General features: G+C 71.0%; 16 protein-coding genes. 6 read left to right on the top strand and 10 right to left on the bottom strand.

Annotation, left to right across the window (positions count from 1 at the left end):
- Positions 1-26: 26 nt before the first annotated feature.
- A complete protein-coding gene (locus DEIPH_RS13020; protein WP_051517363.1) occupies positions 27-1,025 on the top strand; it encodes a LysR family transcriptional regulator in 999 nt (332 codons plus the stop codon).
- 91 nt (positions 1,026-1,116) lie between these two features.
- On the opposite strand, the gene DEIPH_RS13025 is transcribed toward DEIPH_RS13020, so the two are convergent.
- Together DEIPH_RS13025 and DEIPH_RS13030 are read right to left on the bottom strand one after the other, a co-directional pair.
- The gene (locus tag DEIPH_RS13025; RefSeq protein ID WP_034358795.1) at positions 1,117-2,031 is read right to left on the bottom strand and encodes an ABC transporter permease; all 915 of its coding nucleotides are present in this window, start codon (positions 2,029-2,031) and stop codon (positions 1,117-1,119) included.
- 108 nt (positions 2,032-2,139) lie between these two features.
- Positions 2,140-4,131: an ABC transporter permease gene (locus DEIPH_RS13030; RefSeq protein ID WP_034358797.1), complete on the bottom strand. Its 1,992-nt coding sequence runs from the start codon at positions 4,129-4,131 to the stop codon at positions 2,140-2,142.
- 73 nt (positions 4,132-4,204) lie between these two features.
- Between DEIPH_RS13030 and ndk the strand changes: the two genes are divergently transcribed.
- On the top strand, positions 4,205-4,621 hold the full coding sequence (ndk, locus tag DEIPH_RS13035) for a nucleoside-diphosphate kinase (protein WP_034358874.1): 417 nt from the start codon (positions 4,205-4,207) through the stop codon (positions 4,619-4,621).
- Between the two features lie 264 nt (positions 4,622-4,885).
- Here ndk and DEIPH_RS13040 read toward each other — a convergent pair whose 3' ends face one another.
- From DEIPH_RS13040 to DEIPH_RS13055, 4 genes are read right to left on the bottom strand one after another with little or no spacing between them, the layout of a single operon-like run.
- Positions 4,886-5,512 carry a 2'-5' RNA ligase family protein gene (locus DEIPH_RS13040; protein ID WP_034358799.1) on the bottom strand — a complete coding sequence of 209 codons (627 nt, stop codon included), beginning with the start codon at positions 5,510-5,512 and terminating at the stop codon, positions 4,886-4,888.
- Between the two features lie 2 nt (positions 5,513-5,514).
- Positions 5,515-6,174: a helix-turn-helix transcriptional regulator gene (locus DEIPH_RS13045; protein WP_034358801.1), complete on the bottom strand. Its 660-nt coding sequence runs from the start codon at positions 6,172-6,174 to the stop codon at positions 5,515-5,517.
- Complete coding sequence (locus tag DEIPH_RS13050; RefSeq protein ID WP_034358803.1) at positions 6,175-7,224, bottom strand: Mrp/NBP35 family ATP-binding protein; 1,050 nt, start codon at positions 7,222-7,224, stop codon at positions 6,175-6,177. It lies immediately after the preceding gene.
- A 48-nt stretch (positions 7,225-7,272) separates the two neighbouring features.
- Positions 7,273-8,853 (bottom strand): FAD-dependent monooxygenase, encoded by a 1,581-nt coding sequence (locus DEIPH_RS13055; protein WP_034358806.1) that lies wholly within the window; start codon positions 8,851-8,853, stop codon positions 7,273-7,275.
- A gap of 273 nt (positions 8,854-9,126) precedes the next feature.
- Between DEIPH_RS13055 and rpmH the strand changes: the two genes are divergently transcribed.
- The 4 genes from rpmH (at position 9,127) to yidC (ending at position 11,657) form a co-directional block, all read left to right on the top strand.
- Positions 9,127-9,270: a 50S ribosomal protein L34 gene (gene rpmH / locus DEIPH_RS13060; protein ID WP_019585335.1), complete on the top strand. Its 144-nt coding sequence runs from the start codon at positions 9,127-9,129 to the stop codon at positions 9,268-9,270.
- An 85-nt stretch (positions 9,271-9,355) separates the two neighbouring features.
- The gene (rnpA, locus tag DEIPH_RS13065) at positions 9,356-9,814 is read left to right on the top strand and encodes a ribonuclease P protein component (protein ID WP_051517364.1); all 459 of its coding nucleotides are present in this window, start codon (positions 9,356-9,358) and stop codon (positions 9,812-9,814) included.
- Positions 9,811-10,074 (top strand): membrane protein insertion efficiency factor YidD, encoded by a 264-nt coding sequence (yidD, locus tag DEIPH_RS13070; RefSeq protein WP_034358810.1) that lies wholly within the window; start codon positions 9,811-9,813, stop codon positions 10,072-10,074. The genes rnpA and yidD overlap by 4 nt, the downstream gene beginning before the upstream one ends.
- Entirely contained in the window at positions 10,074-11,657 is a 1,584-nt protein-coding gene (gene yidC, locus DEIPH_RS13075) for a membrane protein insertase YidC (protein WP_034358812.1), read from the top strand. The genes yidD and yidC overlap by 1 nt, the downstream gene beginning before the upstream one ends.
- Positions 11,658-11,773: 116 nt before the next feature.
- Here the strand turns inward: yidC and DEIPH_RS13080 are convergent, their stop codons facing one another.
- The 4 genes from DEIPH_RS13080 to pdhA form a co-directional block, all read right to left on the bottom strand.
- A complete protein-coding gene (locus tag DEIPH_RS13080) occupies positions 11,774-12,718 on the bottom strand; it encodes a hypothetical protein (protein WP_034358814.1) in 945 nt (314 codons plus the stop codon).
- Between the two features lie 55 nt (positions 12,719-12,773).
- Positions 12,774-13,985, bottom strand: coding sequence for a C39 family peptidase (locus tag DEIPH_RS13085; RefSeq protein WP_034358816.1), 1,212 nt, complete (start codon positions 13,983-13,985; stop codon positions 12,774-12,776).
- A 130-nt stretch (positions 13,986-14,115) separates the two neighbouring features.
- A complete protein-coding gene (locus DEIPH_RS13090; protein ID WP_034358818.1) occupies positions 14,116-15,138 on the bottom strand; it encodes an alpha-ketoacid dehydrogenase subunit beta in 1,023 nt (340 codons plus the stop codon).
- 94 nt (positions 15,139-15,232) lie between these two features.
- Positions 15,233-16,267 carry a pyruvate dehydrogenase (acetyl-transferring) E1 component subunit alpha gene (gene pdhA, locus DEIPH_RS13095; protein ID WP_235183247.1) on the bottom strand — a complete coding sequence of 345 codons (1,035 nt, stop codon included), beginning with the start codon at positions 16,265-16,267 and terminating at the stop codon, positions 15,233-15,235.
- Positions 16,268-16,312: the final 45 nt, after the last annotated feature.

Below are 16,312 nucleotides of genomic sequence, written 5' to 3' on the forward strand. Positions count from 1 at the left end.
CCCGGCCCGCGCCTAGAATCGGAGGTATGGCCGACCGCGCCCCGCTTTCCCCGTTACTGGCCCCGTCGATGGCCCCGCCGCTGGCTCCCTCCCTGGCGCAGCTCCGGGCGCTGGTGGCCGTGGCGGACGCGGGCGGGTTCGGAGAGGCGGCGGCGGAACACGGCGTCTCGCAGTCCACCCTGAGCGAGGCCGTCGCCAGGCTGGAGGCGCTGGCGGGCCGCCCGCTGCTGCGCCGCACGTCCGCCGGGACGGTCCCGACCGAGGCGGGGCTGCGGGCACTGGTGCATGCCCGCAGCGCCGTGCAGGCGGCCAGCGACGCCCTGCTGGCCGCGCAGGAGGAGGGCACCCTGGCGGGGACACTGCGGGTCGCGTCCTTCCGGTCCACGGCCACCCACCTGCTGCCGCCCGCGCTGGCCGCGTTCCGGGCGAAACATCCCGGCGTGGGCGTGATCCTGCTGGACGCCGAGAGTTGCGGCGGGGGCGCGGAAGCGGTGCGCGCGGGCCGGGTGGATGCCGGGTTGATCCTGGCCGACGAGGCCCCCGACCTGCGGCTCACCCCGCTGGTGCTCGACGAGTACCTGTTCGCCGCGCCCGTCACGCGCGGCCCGCAGCCCGTCACGCTCGCGGATCTCAGCGCCCAGCCGCTGATCCTGCCGCCGCAGCGCGACTCCTGCCACCAGCGGGTGCGCCGCTACCTCACGGCGCGCGGCGTGCCCCTGACCCACATCACCGAGGTCGAGCAGGACAGCGTGACGCTCTCGATGGTGGGGCACGGTCTGGGCGTCACGATCATGCCCCGGCTGGCGCTGTTGCCGCTGCCGCCCGGCCTGATCGCCCTGCCCCTGCCGGACCCCCTCACCCGGCCGCTCGCGCTCGCGGTGCTGCCCCACCGGGCCGCCCTCCCCCTGCTGCGGGCCTTTACCGCGACCGTGCTGGAAAGTGTCGAGCGGCTCGGGACGCCGCACAAGGCCCCGGAGGTCCGGGAGCCGTCCGCCCCCCTCCCGCAGCGGGCCGCTCCCAACTGACCTGCACCCCGACTGGCCCGCACCCCAACGGGCCAGAATCCACGAAAAAGCAGGCCAGCCGCGTGGCTGACCTGCCTGATAGAAATCTCGCTCAGCCCTCGAACGGTTTGCCGAGTGCCCGGGGCGCGGCGCTGCGGCCCGTGAAGATCAGGGCGATGATGGTGATCAGGTACGGCAGCGCGCTGACCAGCGTGGGGGGCAGCAGATCGGTGCCGCCCAGCGAGATGGCGAGCGCCTGGAGGAACCCGAACAGCACGGTCGCGCCCAGCACGCCCAGCGGCTTCCACTGCCCGAAGATCAGCGCCGCCAGCGAGATGAAGCCCAGGCCCGCGCTGATGTTGCGCACGTAGGAATCCAGGTTGCCGATGCTCAGGAACACGCCCGCCGTGCCCGCCAGCAGGCCCGAGAGAATCACGCCGCTGTAGCGCATCCGCCGGACGTTCACGCCCATGCTGGCCGCCGCGCCGGGATGCTCGCCGGTCGCGCGCAGCCTCAACCCGTAGGGGGTGCGGTACAGCACGTACCAGGTGACCGCGACCGCCAGCACCGCGAAGTAGACGGGCGGGCTGAAGCGCAGCTCGCCGATGCCCCACAGCGGCAGCGCGTGCGGCACCTTGGGACTCTCGGTGCTGGTGCCGTACAGCGCCGTCAGGATCACGGAGGGCACGCCGGTGGCGAGCAGGTTGATGGCCGTGCCGCTGATGACCTGATCGGCGCGGTACTTGATGCTGATCACCGCGTGGACCCAGGCGATCAGCCCGCCGACCACGGCGCCCGCCAGCCAGCCCACCCAGGGGGCCAGTGCGCCCAGCGTGGGGTCGAGGGTGTAGGTCACGATGGCCCCCGCCAGCGCCCCGAAGATGATCAGGCCGTCGAGCGCGATATTCACCACGCCGCTGCGCTCGCTGAACAAGCCGCCCAGCGCGGTCAGCAGCAGCGGCACCACGCTGCGGATAAAGGTCGCCAGGAAGGCGGTCGTCAGCAGTTGCACGAACAGGCCGTCCATTTACAACACCTCCACGTTGAGCAAAAAGGGAAGTCGGAGACAGCGCGAGGTGCAGGCCTGGAGGGGCGCTCCCCCCGCGCGGCCCGGAAAACCGGAAGCAGGACGCATCTACTTGCTCCCTTCGTGGTCCCGCTCGACCTGGGCGTTCACTTCGCTGCTGCGGCCGACGTTGGGAACCGGCGTGGCGCGTTCGGCGGCAGCCCCGGCGGGGCTGAGGTGCCCTGCCTCGGCGCTGCCCGCCCGGTCGGCGGCCTTCACCAGTTGCGGGGGCGGGGGATCGGTCACGCGGCGGCTGAGGAAGCCGCCCGCCGCGATGAACAGCACGATCAGCGCCTTGAGAACCGTCACGATGTTGCGGTCCACCTTGTTCAGTTTCTGCTGCACGTCCACGCCGCCGGTGTCGATGGTCCCGAACAGCACGCTCGCGGCCACCACGCCGACCGGGGTGTTCTGACCCATCAGCGCCACCGCGATGCCGTCGAACCCGACGTTCACGGGGATGTTGCCCTTCAGGCGGTACTCGTCCAGCGCGCCGCCGTTCACGTAGTGGGTGCCCGCCAGCCCCGCGAACATGCCCGCCAGGGTCATCGCCAGGACGGTGCCGCGCGCCACGCTGATCCCGCCGTATTCGGCGGCGCGGGGCGAGAGGCCCACCGCCCGCAGCGCGTACCCGGTGGCCGTGCGCCACATCAGCACGCCGAACAGCCCCACGCAGGCCAGCGCGATCAGGAAGCTGGCGTTGAGCTGGCTGCCCGCGATCTGCACCGGAATGCCCACGCGCCAGGTCAGCAGCCCCAGCACCAGGGCGGCGGCCAGCGCGATCAGGCTGCTCCGGGCCACGCGGCGCAGCGCCCAGCGCACCGCGAAAAAGCCGACCAGGGCCACCAGCGGCGCGATGGTCAGGGCCAGCGCGCCGTTCTGGCCCACGTTGAACATGCCCAGCAGCGTGGGCAGGCGCGCGCCGGGTTGCAGGTCGTAGCTGGCGGGTTCGTAGCCCGGGGCCTTGAAGGGCAGGTGGTACTCCCGGCCCAGGAACGGGAATGTGTCGCTGCCGATCATGAAGACGAAGATGGCCGACGCCACGTAGTTCAGCATGATGGTGTTGATCACTTCGCTAGAGCCGAAGCGGGCCTTGAGCAGCCCCGGAATCGCGCCCCAGAGTGCGCCGCCCAGCCCCGCCGCGATCACCGAGAGCGGCAGCAGCAGCCAGCCGAGGCTGGCCGGGCCGTACACGCCGACCAGCATTGCCGCGATGGCCCCGATGGTGAGCTGCCCCGGCGCGCCGATGTTAAAGAGGCCGGTGCGGAAGGCGAAGGCCACCGAGAGGCCCGTGAAGATCAGCGGCGTGGCGAGCTTGAGGCTGTCCAGAAAGGGGTTCAGCGCCGTGATGGGCGCGAACAGCGTGGAATACACGAAATACACCAGGTCGCTCTTGGCGAGCCAGCCGCCCCACAGCGTGAACGGTACGCCGCTGGTGTTCACGGCAGGCTGCACGACCAGCACCACCAGTGCGCCGACCAGCACCGCCAGCCCGATGGCGACGGTGGGCACCAGCAGGCCCCGCAGCCGGTTGAGCCGTTCCCACCACGCGGGGCGCGCACTCAGCCCCGCGCCCGCCGTGATCAGGCCCGCCAGAATGGGCAGGAACAGGCCCAGGTTCATGCCGCCGCCCGCATAGAAATTGCGGAGCTGCCGTTTGGCCCCTGCGCGCAGCGTGGTGTCGGCGGCGATGCGGGCCGTCTCGGTCTGGAGGCCCGAGGCGAGCAGCCACACGGCGGCCACCGCCGTCACAAAGGCCAGCAGACCGGTGATCCAGAACCAGTGGGCGCGGCGGACAGCCCCCACGATGCTGGCGATCAGCAGCGCGAGGGTGGCCCAGGCCAGGCCCAGGACACTGGTGGTCGGAGGCAGCGGCAGTTCACGGCTGGCGCTGAAGTTGTGGACCGCGCCGCTGAGGTGCAGCAGCACGCCGTCCGCGTCAAAGCCGCGCCCCAACGTCGCCAGAGGAAACAGCAGCAGCCCCGCCGCCGCGACAGCGCTCGCCGTCAGGGCGATCCGGGCCGCCGTCGGCGAGGGGCGAGAATCAGAAACTTGCGTCACGCGGCCATTGTACGAGTCTGAAGGCCCCTCACATGAACGCCTCAGCCCCTACCCTGCTATGCTCGCGGGCGGTATGGAACGCACCTTTGCCATGATCAAGCCCGACGGCGTCCGCCGGGGCCTGACCCCCGAGATTCTCGCCCGCATTCAGAAGAAAGGCTACCGCGTGGTCGGCCTCAAGCAGATGCTGATTCCCCGCGAGGTGGCCGAGAACCACTACGGCGAACACCGCGAGCGCCCCTTCTTCGGGGAACTGGTGGACTTCATCACCGGCGGCCCGGTCGTCGCCATCGCCCTGGAAGGCGAGAACGCCATCACCGGCTGGCGCGCGATGATGGGGGCCACCAACCCCGCCAACGCCGCCCCCGGCACCGTCCGCGCCGACTTCGCCACCACCACCGGCGAGAACGTCACGCACGGCAGCGACTCTCCCGAGAGCGCCGCGCGCGAACTGGCCCTGTTCTTCAAGGATGGCGAACTGCTCGCCTGAGCCGGCCCTCCAGTCGGCAGCCCGCCTCCTGGTCTTCAGGGGCGGGCTTTCCGCTGGCTTCCCGGCATGCCGGGGGTGCGCCTGCGCTCAGAGCGTATTTAAAAAGTCTGGCGGGTGCCCTCATCTCGCTGTAGAACACGCACTTTTTACTCCTCCCCCTTGCGGGGGACGCTGGGACTTGTAAAGCGGCGAAGCAGAGGGGGGGAACGGGCACGACTTCCCAGCGCACTTCGCCGTCTATGAGGACCCTTTTGAAACAGGCACTCAGAGGTCGGGCGCGAGGTCGGGTTCCACTTCCTGGCTGGGCGCTTCCGGCTCGCCGGGCCGGCCGCCGCCTTCCAGCGGAAAGGTATGCATCTCCTGCACCTCGCCGCGTTCCTCGCGGGTCAGGCTCAGGACATTCACGGTGAAGCGGTCCAGGGGCGGCTTTATGGCCTGCACCTGCGCCCACAGCTCCTCCTCGGCCCAGGGCAGGACCCCCAGCGCCAGCGTGAGGTGCGGCGTGTAGCCCGCGCCGTCGTGGGGAGCGCGGCTCGACGGGCCGACGCCCAGGGCGCGGGCATGCAGGTCCAGCAGGTGGGGGCTGGGTTCGCACTCCAGAAAAAAGACGTGGGGCAGGCGCTTCCAGCCCTTCACACGCACCTCGAAGGCCGCCTCGCCGCGCAGGGCCTCCCGGAAGGCGGCGACCAGTTCGGGGGCGCTCAGCCCCGTCTGGAAGGGGGCGCGCAGGTTGAGGTGGGGTGCCCCGAAGCCGCGCACGTTCAGGCGCTCCTGCGTGCGCCGCAGCCAGGTGTCGAGCGCCTGCGGGGGCCACGCGACCAGGCTGAACAGCGGTCCGGGCGGGGCACCCGGATGGCTGCTCGCGGCGGGCGCGGGTTCGGAGGCGGCCATGCTCAGGGGCCGATCCGGTAGCGGCAACTGCCCTGGCCGCAGGCGATGCGCGTCTCACGCGTGACCGGCAGCCCCAGCACCTGCACGAACAGGCCCAGCTCGCTCCTGCACAGCTGCGGGTACTGGCGCGCGACCGTCAGGTTCGGGCAGTTGCGCTCCACGATGAACCACACGCCGTCCTCGCCGCCTTCCACCACCGCGTCGAAGCCGGCCTCCGTCAGCCACGCCGCGAGGCCGCGCAGGCGTTCTTCCAGCGGGAGCGTGGCGGGCAGGTCCGCCTGGAGCCGTCCGGCCAGCTCCACGCTGCGGGCATCCAGAACCTGAAGCACGGCCCCCTCGCCGAACAGCGCCTCCAGGTGACGCAGCACGTCCACGCACAGCGTCGAGTACGTCTTGGGAAAGGCCGCCTCGCCCCGGTCGGTGAGCAGAAAGACATACTGGGGCCGCCCGCGCCCGCCGGGCCGTTCGGTGCGCGCCTCGATCAGCCCCTGCTCCTGAAGGTCGCCCAGGTGCCGCCGCGCCCCCGGCACACTCATGCCCAGGTGCGCGGCGAGGTCCTGCACCGTCTGCGGGCCGTGCCGCTTGAGCAGTTCCAGCAACCGGTGCTTGGTGCGCTCCGGCACCGGCAGGGGCGGCGCAGCGAGAAGAGGCGCGGCCGTCATTCAGACCACCGGCAACTGTTCGGGCAGATGGCTCAGGGCCTGCACGCTCACGCGCCCCGCGAGGTTGCGGGCGATCTGCGTCAACGCCTGCGCAGCGGGCGACTCCGGGTGGGCCAGCACGGCGGGCAGGCCTGCATCGGCGTCCTGACGCACCTCCACGTCCAGCGGCACCTCGCCCAGCAGGGGCAACCCTCCCAGCTTGCGTGACCCGCCCCGCCCGAAGATGTCGTAGGTCAGGCCGGTATCGGGGGCGACGAAGTAGCTCATGTTCTCCACCACGCCCAGCACCGGCACGCTGGCCTTGCGGAACATGTCCAGCGCCCGCGCCGCGTCGATCAGGGCCACGTCCTGCGGGGTGGTGACCAGCACCGCGCCCGTGACCTGAATGGTCTGCGTGAGGGACAGTTGCACGTCCCCGGTGCCCGGCGGCAGGTCCACGATCAGGTAATCGAGGTCGCCCCACGCCGCGTCCTTCAGGAACTGCTGGACGGCGCTGTGCAGCATCGGCCCGCGCCACACCAGCGCCTGTCCGGCGGGCGACAGGTTCGCCATGCTCAGGAAGCGCACGCCGTGGGCTTCGATGGGCTGCATCTTGCGCTCGGCGTTGGCGGTCACGCGCGCCGCCCCCTGGCCCAGCATGTGCGCCACGCTGGGGCCGTAGACGTCGGCGTCCATCAGCCCGACCCGCGCCCCGTCGCGCGCCAGGCTCGCGGCGATGTTCACGGCCACGCTGCTTTTGCCCACGCCGCCCTTGCCGCTGCCCACCAGCAACACGTGTTTCACGCCGGGCAGGGCGGGCTGTGCGGGCGGGCGCACCATCGCCCCGAAGGTCACGACCACGTCCTGAAGGCCCGGCACCCGCAGCACCGCCGCGCGCACGTCGCCCTCGATCTGGCCCTTCAGCGGGCAGGCGGGCGTGGTGAGGTTGACCTTCACGTGGGCCACGTTCCCCTCGATCTCCGCCCGCTCGATCATGCCCAGCGACACCAGATCGCGGTGCAGCTCCGGGTCGTTCACGGTCTTCAGGGCAGTCCACAGAGCGTCACGCATTTCCCGCCATTAGTAGCGCGGGGAGGGGGGGAGGGGCAAGCCACAGGGTCACAGTGGGCGGCCGGCGGCCGGGAGCCGCCAGTGCCAGCGTGACCGCAGCACCTCGTCCAGTGCCGGGCCGCTGAACTCGGGTTGCGCCACGCTGACGTAGCCGTCCGGGCGCACGAGGTAGCCCGCGTCCTCGCGCAGCCCGGCCCGGCGGGCCGCCTCGCCGAAGGGAAAGACCCGGAGGGCCACCTGTTCCCGCCGCGCCGCCCAGGCCACCGCCCCCGGCGAGGCCGCGCCGTAGATGTGGAGTTGCGCGCCCGGTTCCTTCAGGGCGCTGAAATTGCCGCTGCCACGCACGTAAGGCAGGCGCTGCCCGCCGCGCACGGCTCCGGCCCGTCCCACGCTGAGGGGACTGTCCGGATAGCTCAGGCGTGTCTGCGACAGCAGGCCGAATGCGAGGCGGCCCAACCGGCTGGGGCGCCCGGGCAGCGGGGCGGCCGGTTCGGTGCCGCCCAGCAGGCGTGCCAGCACGGCGGGAAGGAGCCGGGCGCGCAGGAACCCGGCCAGCGGGCCGCCGCCCGAGATCAGGCCGAAGATCCGGTCGGTGGTCCTGACCAGCGACCGGGCAAAGGGCCGCCGCTCCCGCTCATAGCTGGACAGCAGTTCCGGGTCCGCCTGCCCCTGCACCACCGCCGCCAGTTTCCAGGCGAGGTTGTGGGCGTCGCCCAGCCCGGTGTTCATGCCCTGCCCGCCGACCGGACTGTGGACGTGGGCGGCGTCACCCAGCAGGAAGACCCGGCCCACCTGGAAGTGCCGCGCGACCCGGTGGCTGACCCGGTAGTGCGAAAACCAGCGCACCTCGCTGACCTGCACGCCGAAGCCTTGCACCAGGGCACGCACGTCCTCGAAACGGGGCGTTTCCCCGGCCAGTTCCTGCCCCGGCGGCATCCCGATCAGCCGGAAGTGCCCGGAGGCGTGCTGGGGGCCGGCCATCGGAAAGGCCAGCAGCAGAGAGGCGGCACCCAGCTTGAGCGTCACGTCGGCCCCGTCCAGTTCGCCGGTCGCGGTGACATCGGCCACGAAGAGGGCGCGCGGGCTGCTCGTCCCCGGAAAGGGGGTGCCCAGGGCATGCCGGACCAGGCTGTGCGCGCCGTCGGCACCGCAGAGATAGGCCGCATTCACCTCACGGCGCTGCCCGGTTGGGCCGACCAAAGTCGCCCTGACCCCCTGTGCGTCCTGGGTGAACGCCTCCAGCCTCCACCCCCACTGCACCGCACCGCCCAGCGTGTGCAGGTGCCGGTCGAGCAGGGCCTCATTCCGGCTCTGCTCCAGGGACAGGATGAAGGGATAGGGGGTGCGGCCCCTCCCCAGCGGGCCGAACTTGAACCCTCCCAGCCGCCGGTGCCCGCTCCAGGCGCTGAGGCCCTCCGCCGGGTGCCCCTGCCGCACGGCCGCCTGCCCGGTGCCGAGCTGGTCGTAGATTTCCAGGCTGCGGGCCTGCACAAAAATGGCCCTGGACTCGCGCGTGGGGCCGCTCTTGGGGTCTGCCACCAGCACCCGCACGCCCCGCCGCTGCAACTCGCAGGCCAGCAGCAGCCCGGTGGGTCCGGCCCCGGCGATCAGAACTTCTGGAGTCGTCACTGTTCCTCCTGGGCCTGGCCTCCTGGGACTGAGGCGGACCGGACAGGGCCGCGAAGTGGGCCGCGCGAGCGGGACCGCTCCAGTCTACGCCCGGCCCCGGTCCCGGCTCCCGGGAGCTGGCCGCTGCCCGCCCTTCCCGCCCCGCCCACCGGCGTGATACACTCCCGGAGTTTGCCCTCCCAGGGGGGCGAGTTTCGCGCAACAAGGCACGGCAGGCCGCATGACCTGCAAAGGGAACAGGGCCGGGGCCGCCGCGAGAAGGAGCAGAAGAACATGAAGCGTACCTACCAGCCGAACGTCCGCAAACGGGCCAAGACCCACGGCTTCCGCGCCCGCATGAAGACCAAAGCGGGCCGCAACATCCTCGCGCGCCGCCGCGCGAAGGGCCGCCACCAGCTCACCGTCAGCGACGAGTAAAGCCAAGCAGGAGCGGGTTATTTCGACCCCCGATGCAAGCAGCGCCACGCAGGAGCGGCCCCGCCGCCCGGTGGCGCTCGCGTCATTGAAGACCGATCGCGAGTTCCGGCGGGTGCGGCAGCAGGGAACGGCCCTGCGCGACCCCCTCTTCACGCTGCGGGTCACCGATTATCGCCCCCGGCACGGTGAAGCGTGGCGGCCCCGCGCCATCATCGGCATCGTGGTTCCGAAAAAGACCCTGCGCCGCGCGGTGGACCGCAACCGCGCCCGCCGCCGTGTGCGCGAGGCGCTGCGGACGCTGCCCGGTGGCCTGCCCCCCTGCCGCGCCATCCTGATGCCGAATCCCGGCGTGCTGGCGGTGCCCTTTTCCGAGTTGCAGGCGGCCTTGAGCCGGGTGCTGGCGCAGGTGCCGGGCCGGATCAAGCGGGGTCCAGGCGGCAGGGGAGGCGGCAAGGGCGGGAACGCTCGCCCCGCCGCCCCCGTATCTGCTGCCGTGGCTCCCGCCGACCTTCCCACCAGCCCTCCCAGTGGGGAAACCCCATGAGCCTCGCCGCACGCGGGCTGGTGCGGATCGTGCGGGCGTACCAGCAGCATCTCTCGCCGCGCAAGCCTGCGCCCACCTGCCGCTTTACCCCCACCTGCTCTCAGTATGCTGTGGAGGCTGTCGAGCGGCACGGCGCGCTGCGGGGCGGCTGGCTGGCCGCGTGGCGCGTGCTGCGCTGCAATCCCCTGGTGCCGGGCGGGTTCGACCCCGTGCCCGAACACTTCCCCCGCCGAGCGGCTCCCCCCAGAAAGACACCTTGATGAAGACCAGAACCCTGCTTCCCCTCACGGCCCTCGGGGCACTGCTCCTCACGGGGTGCGGCACCTCCGGCCCCCTTCCCACCTTCGGCAAGGCGATCACGCCCGAGTGGATCACCGCCGACTTCGACGGCCAGCCCGGCGACGAGTACATCGCCACCAGCAACCTCCAGGACGTGGTGTTCAACGCGCGCGGCGAGGTGATCGGCTGGTACGTCAAGAGCTACGCGGGCACGCCGTTCATCAAGAAACGGGCAGACGGCACCTACGACTTCAGCGCGCTGAAGACCTCCAAGACCATCGTGAACATGGTCGGGGACCGCAAGGCGCTGGCGGTGACGGCGGCGGGTGTCCTCGACCCGGCCCAGCCCGCCGAGACGGTGGCCCCGCAGCTCACGCCGACCAACCTCGCGCAGAACCGTCAGGACGCCGTGTTCCGCTACACCCAGAACGGCGCGACCGTCACCAAGACCATTACCCTGCACCCGCGCAACTTCAAGGTGGACGTGAAAACCACCGTCGAGGGCGGCCCGCAGAACTACACCATGCTGTTTCCCGGCCTGGGCAAGGCGGACAACCCCAGCGTGAAGGCCGTGCCGGTGGGCGGGCAACTGGCCGCCGTGCAGGGCAGCGGGACGCTGGAAGTCAAGAATGTCCAGTACGCCGCGCTTCAGGAAAAACCCAGCCAGGTCGCCCATGCGCTGATCGTGCGGCCCCAGGCGGGAACCGCCGCTGACGCCACCCTGACCGGCGGCGCCCAGGGCCTGCTGGCGCTGCAACTCAGCGGCCCCAGCAGCCTGGAAGTCTACGGCGGCAAGAACGAACTCGTTCACCTGTACCAGAGCGGCTATACCAGCCTGCCCGGCCTGTTCGAGCCGAACGTCTTCGGCAAGATCAGCCTGGTGATTGTGAAGCTGATGGAATGGCTGTACAAGTTCGTCGGCAACTGGGGCCTGGTCATCATGCTGCTGACCGTGCTGCTGCGGCTGATCATGTGGCCGCTGATGCAGGCGCAGGGCCGCACCACCGCGCGCATGCAGGTGATGCAGCCCAAGATCAAGGAAATCCAGGACAAGTACAAGGAACGCAAGGACATGGAGTCGCAGCGGGCCATGCAGCAGGAGATGCAGCAGCTCTACCGGGACTACAACTTCAACCCGGCGGGGTGCTTTTCCACCTTCCTGCCCTTCCCGGTCTTGATCGCGCTGTGGTCCACCATCCGCAACTTCGAGTTCGACAGCGGCTTCCTGTGGCTCCCCGACCTCGCCATTCCCGACCCCTTCTACATCCTGGCGGTCATCTACCTGATCGTGAACATCGGGCAGCTCTACGTGATGACGCGCAAGAACCCGGATATGTTCCGCCAGCAGGCGTTCATCTACCTGATCTTCCTGTATTTTGCGCTGACCTTCCCGGCGGGCGTGACCATCTACATCATCCTGTCCACCCTGATCGGCATCGGCCAGCAGATCCTGATCAACAAGCAGGTGGAAAAGGAAACGGCCACCATCGGGCAAAACGTGCAGAAGGCCCCGGCCCGCGCGCCCGGCAAACCCGTCAAAACCATCGAAGCGCCCAAGAAGTAAAGGCGCAAGAAGGGCCGCCCTGCCGTGGAGGTGGGGCGGTTTTTTGTTGGGCTGTGGGTTGGAGGTAAAGAGCAGCAGGGGCAAAAGCTCTGGCCTTTGCGCCCGCCACTGCCAACCTACAGCCGGCCCCACGCCCGCAGCGTCAGCAGCGCCTCCAGCGTCAGGACGCTGCGCCACTCGGCCTCCGCCTGCGGCCAGGTTTCGGGGAACTGGCCGGCCCACGACCAGGTCGGCCCCCACGAGCCGTCCCCCGCCTGGGTGCTCAGGAGGTGGGCCAGCGCGGCGGCCAGCGGTTCTTCCAGCGCGTGCGCCAGAGGTGAGGCGGGAGTCGGCGCGACCGACAGGGCACTGAGGGCGTACCCGGCGAAGTCCTCTGGGGTGCGGCCCACCCGCCCGGGCAGCACGTCGTGGAGGTATTCCCGCACGGGTTCGCGGTAGACCTCCGGCACCTCCGCCTGCTGGGCGAACACCGCCGCGACGTGGTGGCCGTTCACGTCGCCGGCGTCCAGGCCCGCCAGGACAGCGTCGCGCACCTCGACCGTGAGCTGGGCGAGCAGCCCTTCGGGAAGCAGGGCCGGCCAGTGCCAGAGCTGCGCCACGATCTCCGCGCGGGGGTTCACGCGGAAGCCGCCGAAGGTCCGCGCGAGTTGGTCCGGCTCCTGCTGACTCCACCAGGGCGCGTGCGGAGAGGTCGCGGCTTCGGGGGGTAGGAAGGGCCAGACGGTGCCGCCCTCCTCCGCGTGCAGCTGCGAACGGAGCCATTCCACCGCCTCTCCCAGCAGGGGTTCAGCAGCGGGCACGTCCAGGTCGTGCAGTATCCGCAGCGCCAGCGAGGTCGCCAGCACGCTGCTCTCCGGGGCACGCACGTCCGGTTCCAGCGCCTGCCCGAAACCGCCGTCCGGGTTCCGGTAGGCGCGCAGGGCGGCCAGCACGGCCCCGGCCTCCCCGTCCTCGAAGGCCCGGCGAAAGCGGGCCACCTCCAGCGGCCTGCCCCGCTCCAGCAAAAACGCGCGGGCACGGGCGAAGGCCTCCGGGGTCAGGCGGGCGGTGGGGAGAGTCATGGGAGGAGCGTAACACCGGGAACAAACGGGGCCGTGAGCACAAGCGGCAGACCCGTCAGAGCCTCCCCAGGGCGGTCCGCGCCGCCCCGTAGCCGGGCCGCAGCCGCAGCGCCTCGCGGTAGGCGGCCTGTGCCTGCGCCCCACGTCCCAGACCCGCCAGGGCACGGCCCCGCCAGTAGTGCGCCTCCTCGTGGGCGGGCGCGTCGCGCAGGACGGCGCCCGTCAGCCGCAGCACGTCCGCGTAACGCCCGGTGCGGGTGTACGCCTCCAGCGGCCCAGAGGCGTACCACAGCGTCCGCCAGGGCAGGCCGCCCACCACCCGCGCCGGCCGGGTGGGGTCGAGCGCCGGATCGGGCCGGGCGGCGAACGCCTGATCGAAGGCCCGCGCCGCCCCCCGCGCGTCCCCCAGGGAAAGCTTCGCCTGGCCCACGTTCAGCCAGCCCACCGCGTCGCCGCGCCGTCCGGCCTCGGCCAGCGCGACCCGCAACGCCTCCTGCCGGGCGGCTCCGGGCACGGCGCGGAAGCCCAGCAGGCCACGCACTTCGGCTTCCCGCCCCGGCGGCGAGACGACCAGAAAGGTGCGCCCGAAAGGCCGCCATAGCTCGTCGAACTGGGTGTAAGGCAGGCTCAGACGGCCCAGGTACGAATCGAGGGCGCTGAACTTCTGCGCCGCGTCGTCGTAGCCGGTCAGCAGGCGGTAATGGCCCATTCCCCCGTGCTCGGTCACGAACCAGGTCTCCACAATGACCGGATAACCTGCCGCCAGCAGGCGCCTGAGCAGCCGCCGGTCCCCGTTCCGCGCGAGGTGAACGGCCATCCCCTGCGACCGCGCAAAGGCGGCCAGTTCCTCCGGCGACACGTTCACGTCTCCCGGGTTGGCCTTCAGTTTCGGGGCGATGGCGTCCTGGCCGAGGTTGCCCCCCCAGCGGCTCAGCGCCATGCCGACCGTGACCGGGCCGCAGTTGTTGAGCCGCTGGTACTCGTGCCGGATGCCGGGAATGTGGGCGGAGGCGGGCAACGGGGCCGGGGTATTTTTCGGGATGGCGGGCGTGACGAGCACGGGCAGCGGCACCGTTTCCGTCCTGGCCCCCACCTGGGGTGCCTGGGTTGCGGTCGGCGCGGCCTCTGCCGGAGCTTCCGCCGGTGGAGAAGGGGTGATGGGGGCCGCCACCAACTCGCTTGCGCTCCTGTCCGGCAACCGGTTCAGCACGAACGTCGCCGCGCCCACGAACAGGCCAGCCGTCAGCAGCAGGGCAGAGAGGCGCATCGCTTCCCATCCTCGCCAGCCTTCATGATCTGCCGCTGAGGTGGAAACGTGCGCCTGGACGCGGTGGGAGGTGGGACGGGGGGCGCGGGAAGGGCAGTGGGGCCGGTCGCCGCTGCCCGCGCCCCTCCCTTCAGTACGCCATGACCTGCCGGATCGCCTTCGCCACCCGCACCGGATTGGGGCGGTACACGTCCTCGATGGAGGTGAAGGGCGGGTAGGGCGCGTCGAAGCCCGTCACGCGCACGATGGGCGAGCGCAGATATTCGATGGCTTCTTCCGCGATGGTGGCGCTGATCTCGCTGTGGAAGCCGTTCGTGCGCGGGGCCTCGGTGACGATCACCACGCGGCCCGTCTTCTGGACCGAGGCGAGGATGGTTTCAGTGTCCAGCGGCACCAGCGTCCGCAGGTCGATGACCTCCACGCCGATGCCGTGGGCACGGGCGGCGTCGGCGGCTTTCTGCGCGACCTCCACCATGCCGCCGTACGTGATCACCGTCACGTCGTCCCCCGCCGTGACCACGCGCGCTTTGCCCAGCGGGATGGTGTAGTGCCCCTCCGGCACCTCCTCCTTCAGGGAACGGTAGAGCTTGATGGCCTCGAAGAAGAAGACCGGATCGGGGTCCTCAATGGCGGCCAGAAGCAGGCCTTTGGCGTCGGCGGGGGTGGAGGGGATCACGACCTTCACGCCGGGGGTGTGGGCCAGGATCGCCTCGGGGCTGTCGGCGTGCTGCTCGGGGGTGTGGACGCCGCCGCCGTAGGGGGCACGCACGACCATCGGCAGGTGGTAGCGGCTGCGGGTGCGGTGGCGGTAACGGCCCAGGTGCGAGAGCACCTGATCGAGCGCCGGGTACAGGAACCCCGCGAACTGAATCTCCGCGACCGGCTTCAGCCCCGCCAGCCCCATGCCGATGCCCATGCCCACGATTCCGGCCTCGGCCAGCGGCGTATCGAACACGCGCTCGGCCCCGAAGCGGGCTTGCAGGCCGTCGGTCGCGCGGAACACGCCCCCCATCACGCCCACGTCCTCCCCGAAGATGTGGACGGCGGGGTCACGCTCCAGCGCGAGGGCCAGGGCGTCGTTGATGGCGGCGACCATCGTCATGGTCTTGGTCGTCAGGGTCTTGGTCTGGGTGGGGGAGGGGGTGGCGGTCATGCGGAAACCTCTTGGGCTGTGGGATGTGGGCTGTGGGTTGTGGGGGCAAGGCGTTGTGGGGTTCCTACGACCCACGCCCTCCGTCCGACAACCCTCACGCCCCCTCCTCCGCCAGAATCTGCGCGCGCTGACGCACGAGCTGCGGTGTCGGCTCGGCGAAGACGTGGTCGAGAATCTCGGCGGGGGTCGGCTCGGGGTAGGCGTCGGCCACCCGCAGCGCTTCCTCGAACTCGGCCTCGATCTCGCGCGTAATCTCAGCGTCGGCTTCCTCGGTGAGGTGCCCTTCCGCGAGCAGGTGTGCCCGCAGGCGCAGCACCGGGTCACGGGCGTCCCAGCCCGCCGTGTCCTCTGCCGTGCGGTAGCGGCTGGGATCGTCGGCCACGGTGTGCGGTTTGACGCGGTAGGTGACGGTCTCGATCAGGGTGGGGCCTTCGCCGTCGCGGGCACGTTGCACGGCCTCGGCAGTGACCCTGTAGGTCGCCAGCACGTCGTTGCCGTCCACCCGCACGCCCGGAATCCCGTAGCCTTCGGCGCGGCGCGAGAGGTTGGTGGCCCGCGTCTGCGAGCGGGTCGGCACGCTGATGGCCCAGCCGTTGTTCTGGAGGATGAACACGCACGGGGCATTCAGGGCACCGGCGAAGTTCAGGGCCTCGTGAAAGTCGCCCTCGGAACTGCCGCCGTCCCCGATGTAGGCCATCGCCACGTTCCTTGTGCCCCGGCGCCGCTCGGCCAGGGCCGCGCCGACCGCGTGGGGGTACTGGGTGGCAATGGGGATGTAAAAGGGCAGCACCTTCAGGTTCTCCGGCATGGCCCAGCCGTGCGGGCTGGTGCGCCAGTAGGCGATGGTCTGTGCCAGGGGCAGGCCGTAGGTCAGCGCCGCACCCGTGTCGCGGTAGGTGGGAAACAGCCAGTCGTCCGGGGTGAGCGCGGCGGCGGTGCCGACCTGGCTGGCCTCCATGCCGCCATAGGGCGGAAAGACGCCCATGCGCCCGGTGCGGTACAGCACCCAGGCCCGTTCGTCGAAGTGCCGGGCGCGGCGCATCAGGTGGTAGAGCCGCAGCCGGATGGACACGTCGGGCAGCCGCTCCGGCTGGGTCACCGTGCCGTCGGGCGCGATCAGTTGAATCATCTCGCCCTGCGCGTCGGCGTAGGCGGCAGCCCCGGCGGCGGTGGG

The organism is Deinococcus phoenicis (assembly GCF_000599865.1).
In the GTDB taxonomy this organism is placed as follows: Bacteria; Deinococcota; Deinococci; order Deinococcales; family Deinococcaceae; genus Deinococcus; species Deinococcus phoenicis.

Excerpts from the sequence above, each read along its gene's own strand:
- DEIPH_RS13020 (WP_051517363.1), top strand. The coding sequence starts at position 27 with ATGGCCGACCGCGCCCCGCTTTCCCCGTTACTGGCCCCGTCGATGGCC.
- DEIPH_RS13025 (WP_034358795.1), bottom strand. The coding sequence starts at position 2,031 with ATGGACGGCCTGTTCGTGCAACTGCTGACGACCGCCTTCCTGGCGACC.
- ndk (WP_034358874.1), top strand. The coding sequence starts at position 4,205 with ATGGAACGCACCTTTGCCATGATCAAGCCCGACGGCGTCCGCCGGGGC.
- DEIPH_RS13040 (WP_034358799.1), bottom strand. The coding sequence starts at position 5,512 with ATGGCCGCCTCCGAACCCGCGCCCGCCGCGAGCAGCCATCCGGGTGCC.
- DEIPH_RS13045 (WP_034358801.1), bottom strand. The coding sequence starts at position 6,174 with ATGACGGCCGCGCCTCTTCTCGCTGCGCCGCCCCTGCCGGTGCCGGAG.
- DEIPH_RS13050 (WP_034358803.1), bottom strand. The coding sequence starts at position 7,224 with ATGCGTGACGCTCTGTGGACTGCCCTGAAGACCGTGAACGACCCGGAG.
- rpmH (WP_019585335.1), top strand. The coding sequence starts at position 9,127 with ATGAAGCGTACCTACCAGCCGAACGTCCGCAAACGGGCCAAGACCCAC.
- yidD (WP_034358810.1), top strand. The coding sequence starts at position 9,811 with ATGAGCCTCGCCGCACGCGGGCTGGTGCGGATCGTGCGGGCGTACCAG.
- yidC (WP_034358812.1), top strand. The coding sequence starts at position 10,074 with ATGAAGACCAGAACCCTGCTTCCCCTCACGGCCCTCGGGGCACTGCTC.
- DEIPH_RS13080 (WP_034358814.1), bottom strand. The coding sequence starts at position 12,718 with ATGACTCTCCCCACCGCCCGCCTGACCCCGGAGGCCTTCGCCCGTGCC.
- DEIPH_RS13085 (WP_034358816.1), bottom strand. The coding sequence starts at position 13,985 with ATGCGCCTCTCTGCCCTGCTGCTGACGGCTGGCCTGTTCGTGGGCGCG.
- DEIPH_RS13090 (WP_034358818.1), bottom strand. The coding sequence starts at position 15,138 with ATGACCGCCACCCCCTCCCCCACCCAGACCAAGACCCTGACGACCAAG.
- pdhA (WP_235183247.1), bottom strand. The coding sequence starts at position 16,267 with ATGATTCAACTGATCGCGCCCGACGGCACGGTGACCCAGCCGGAGCGG.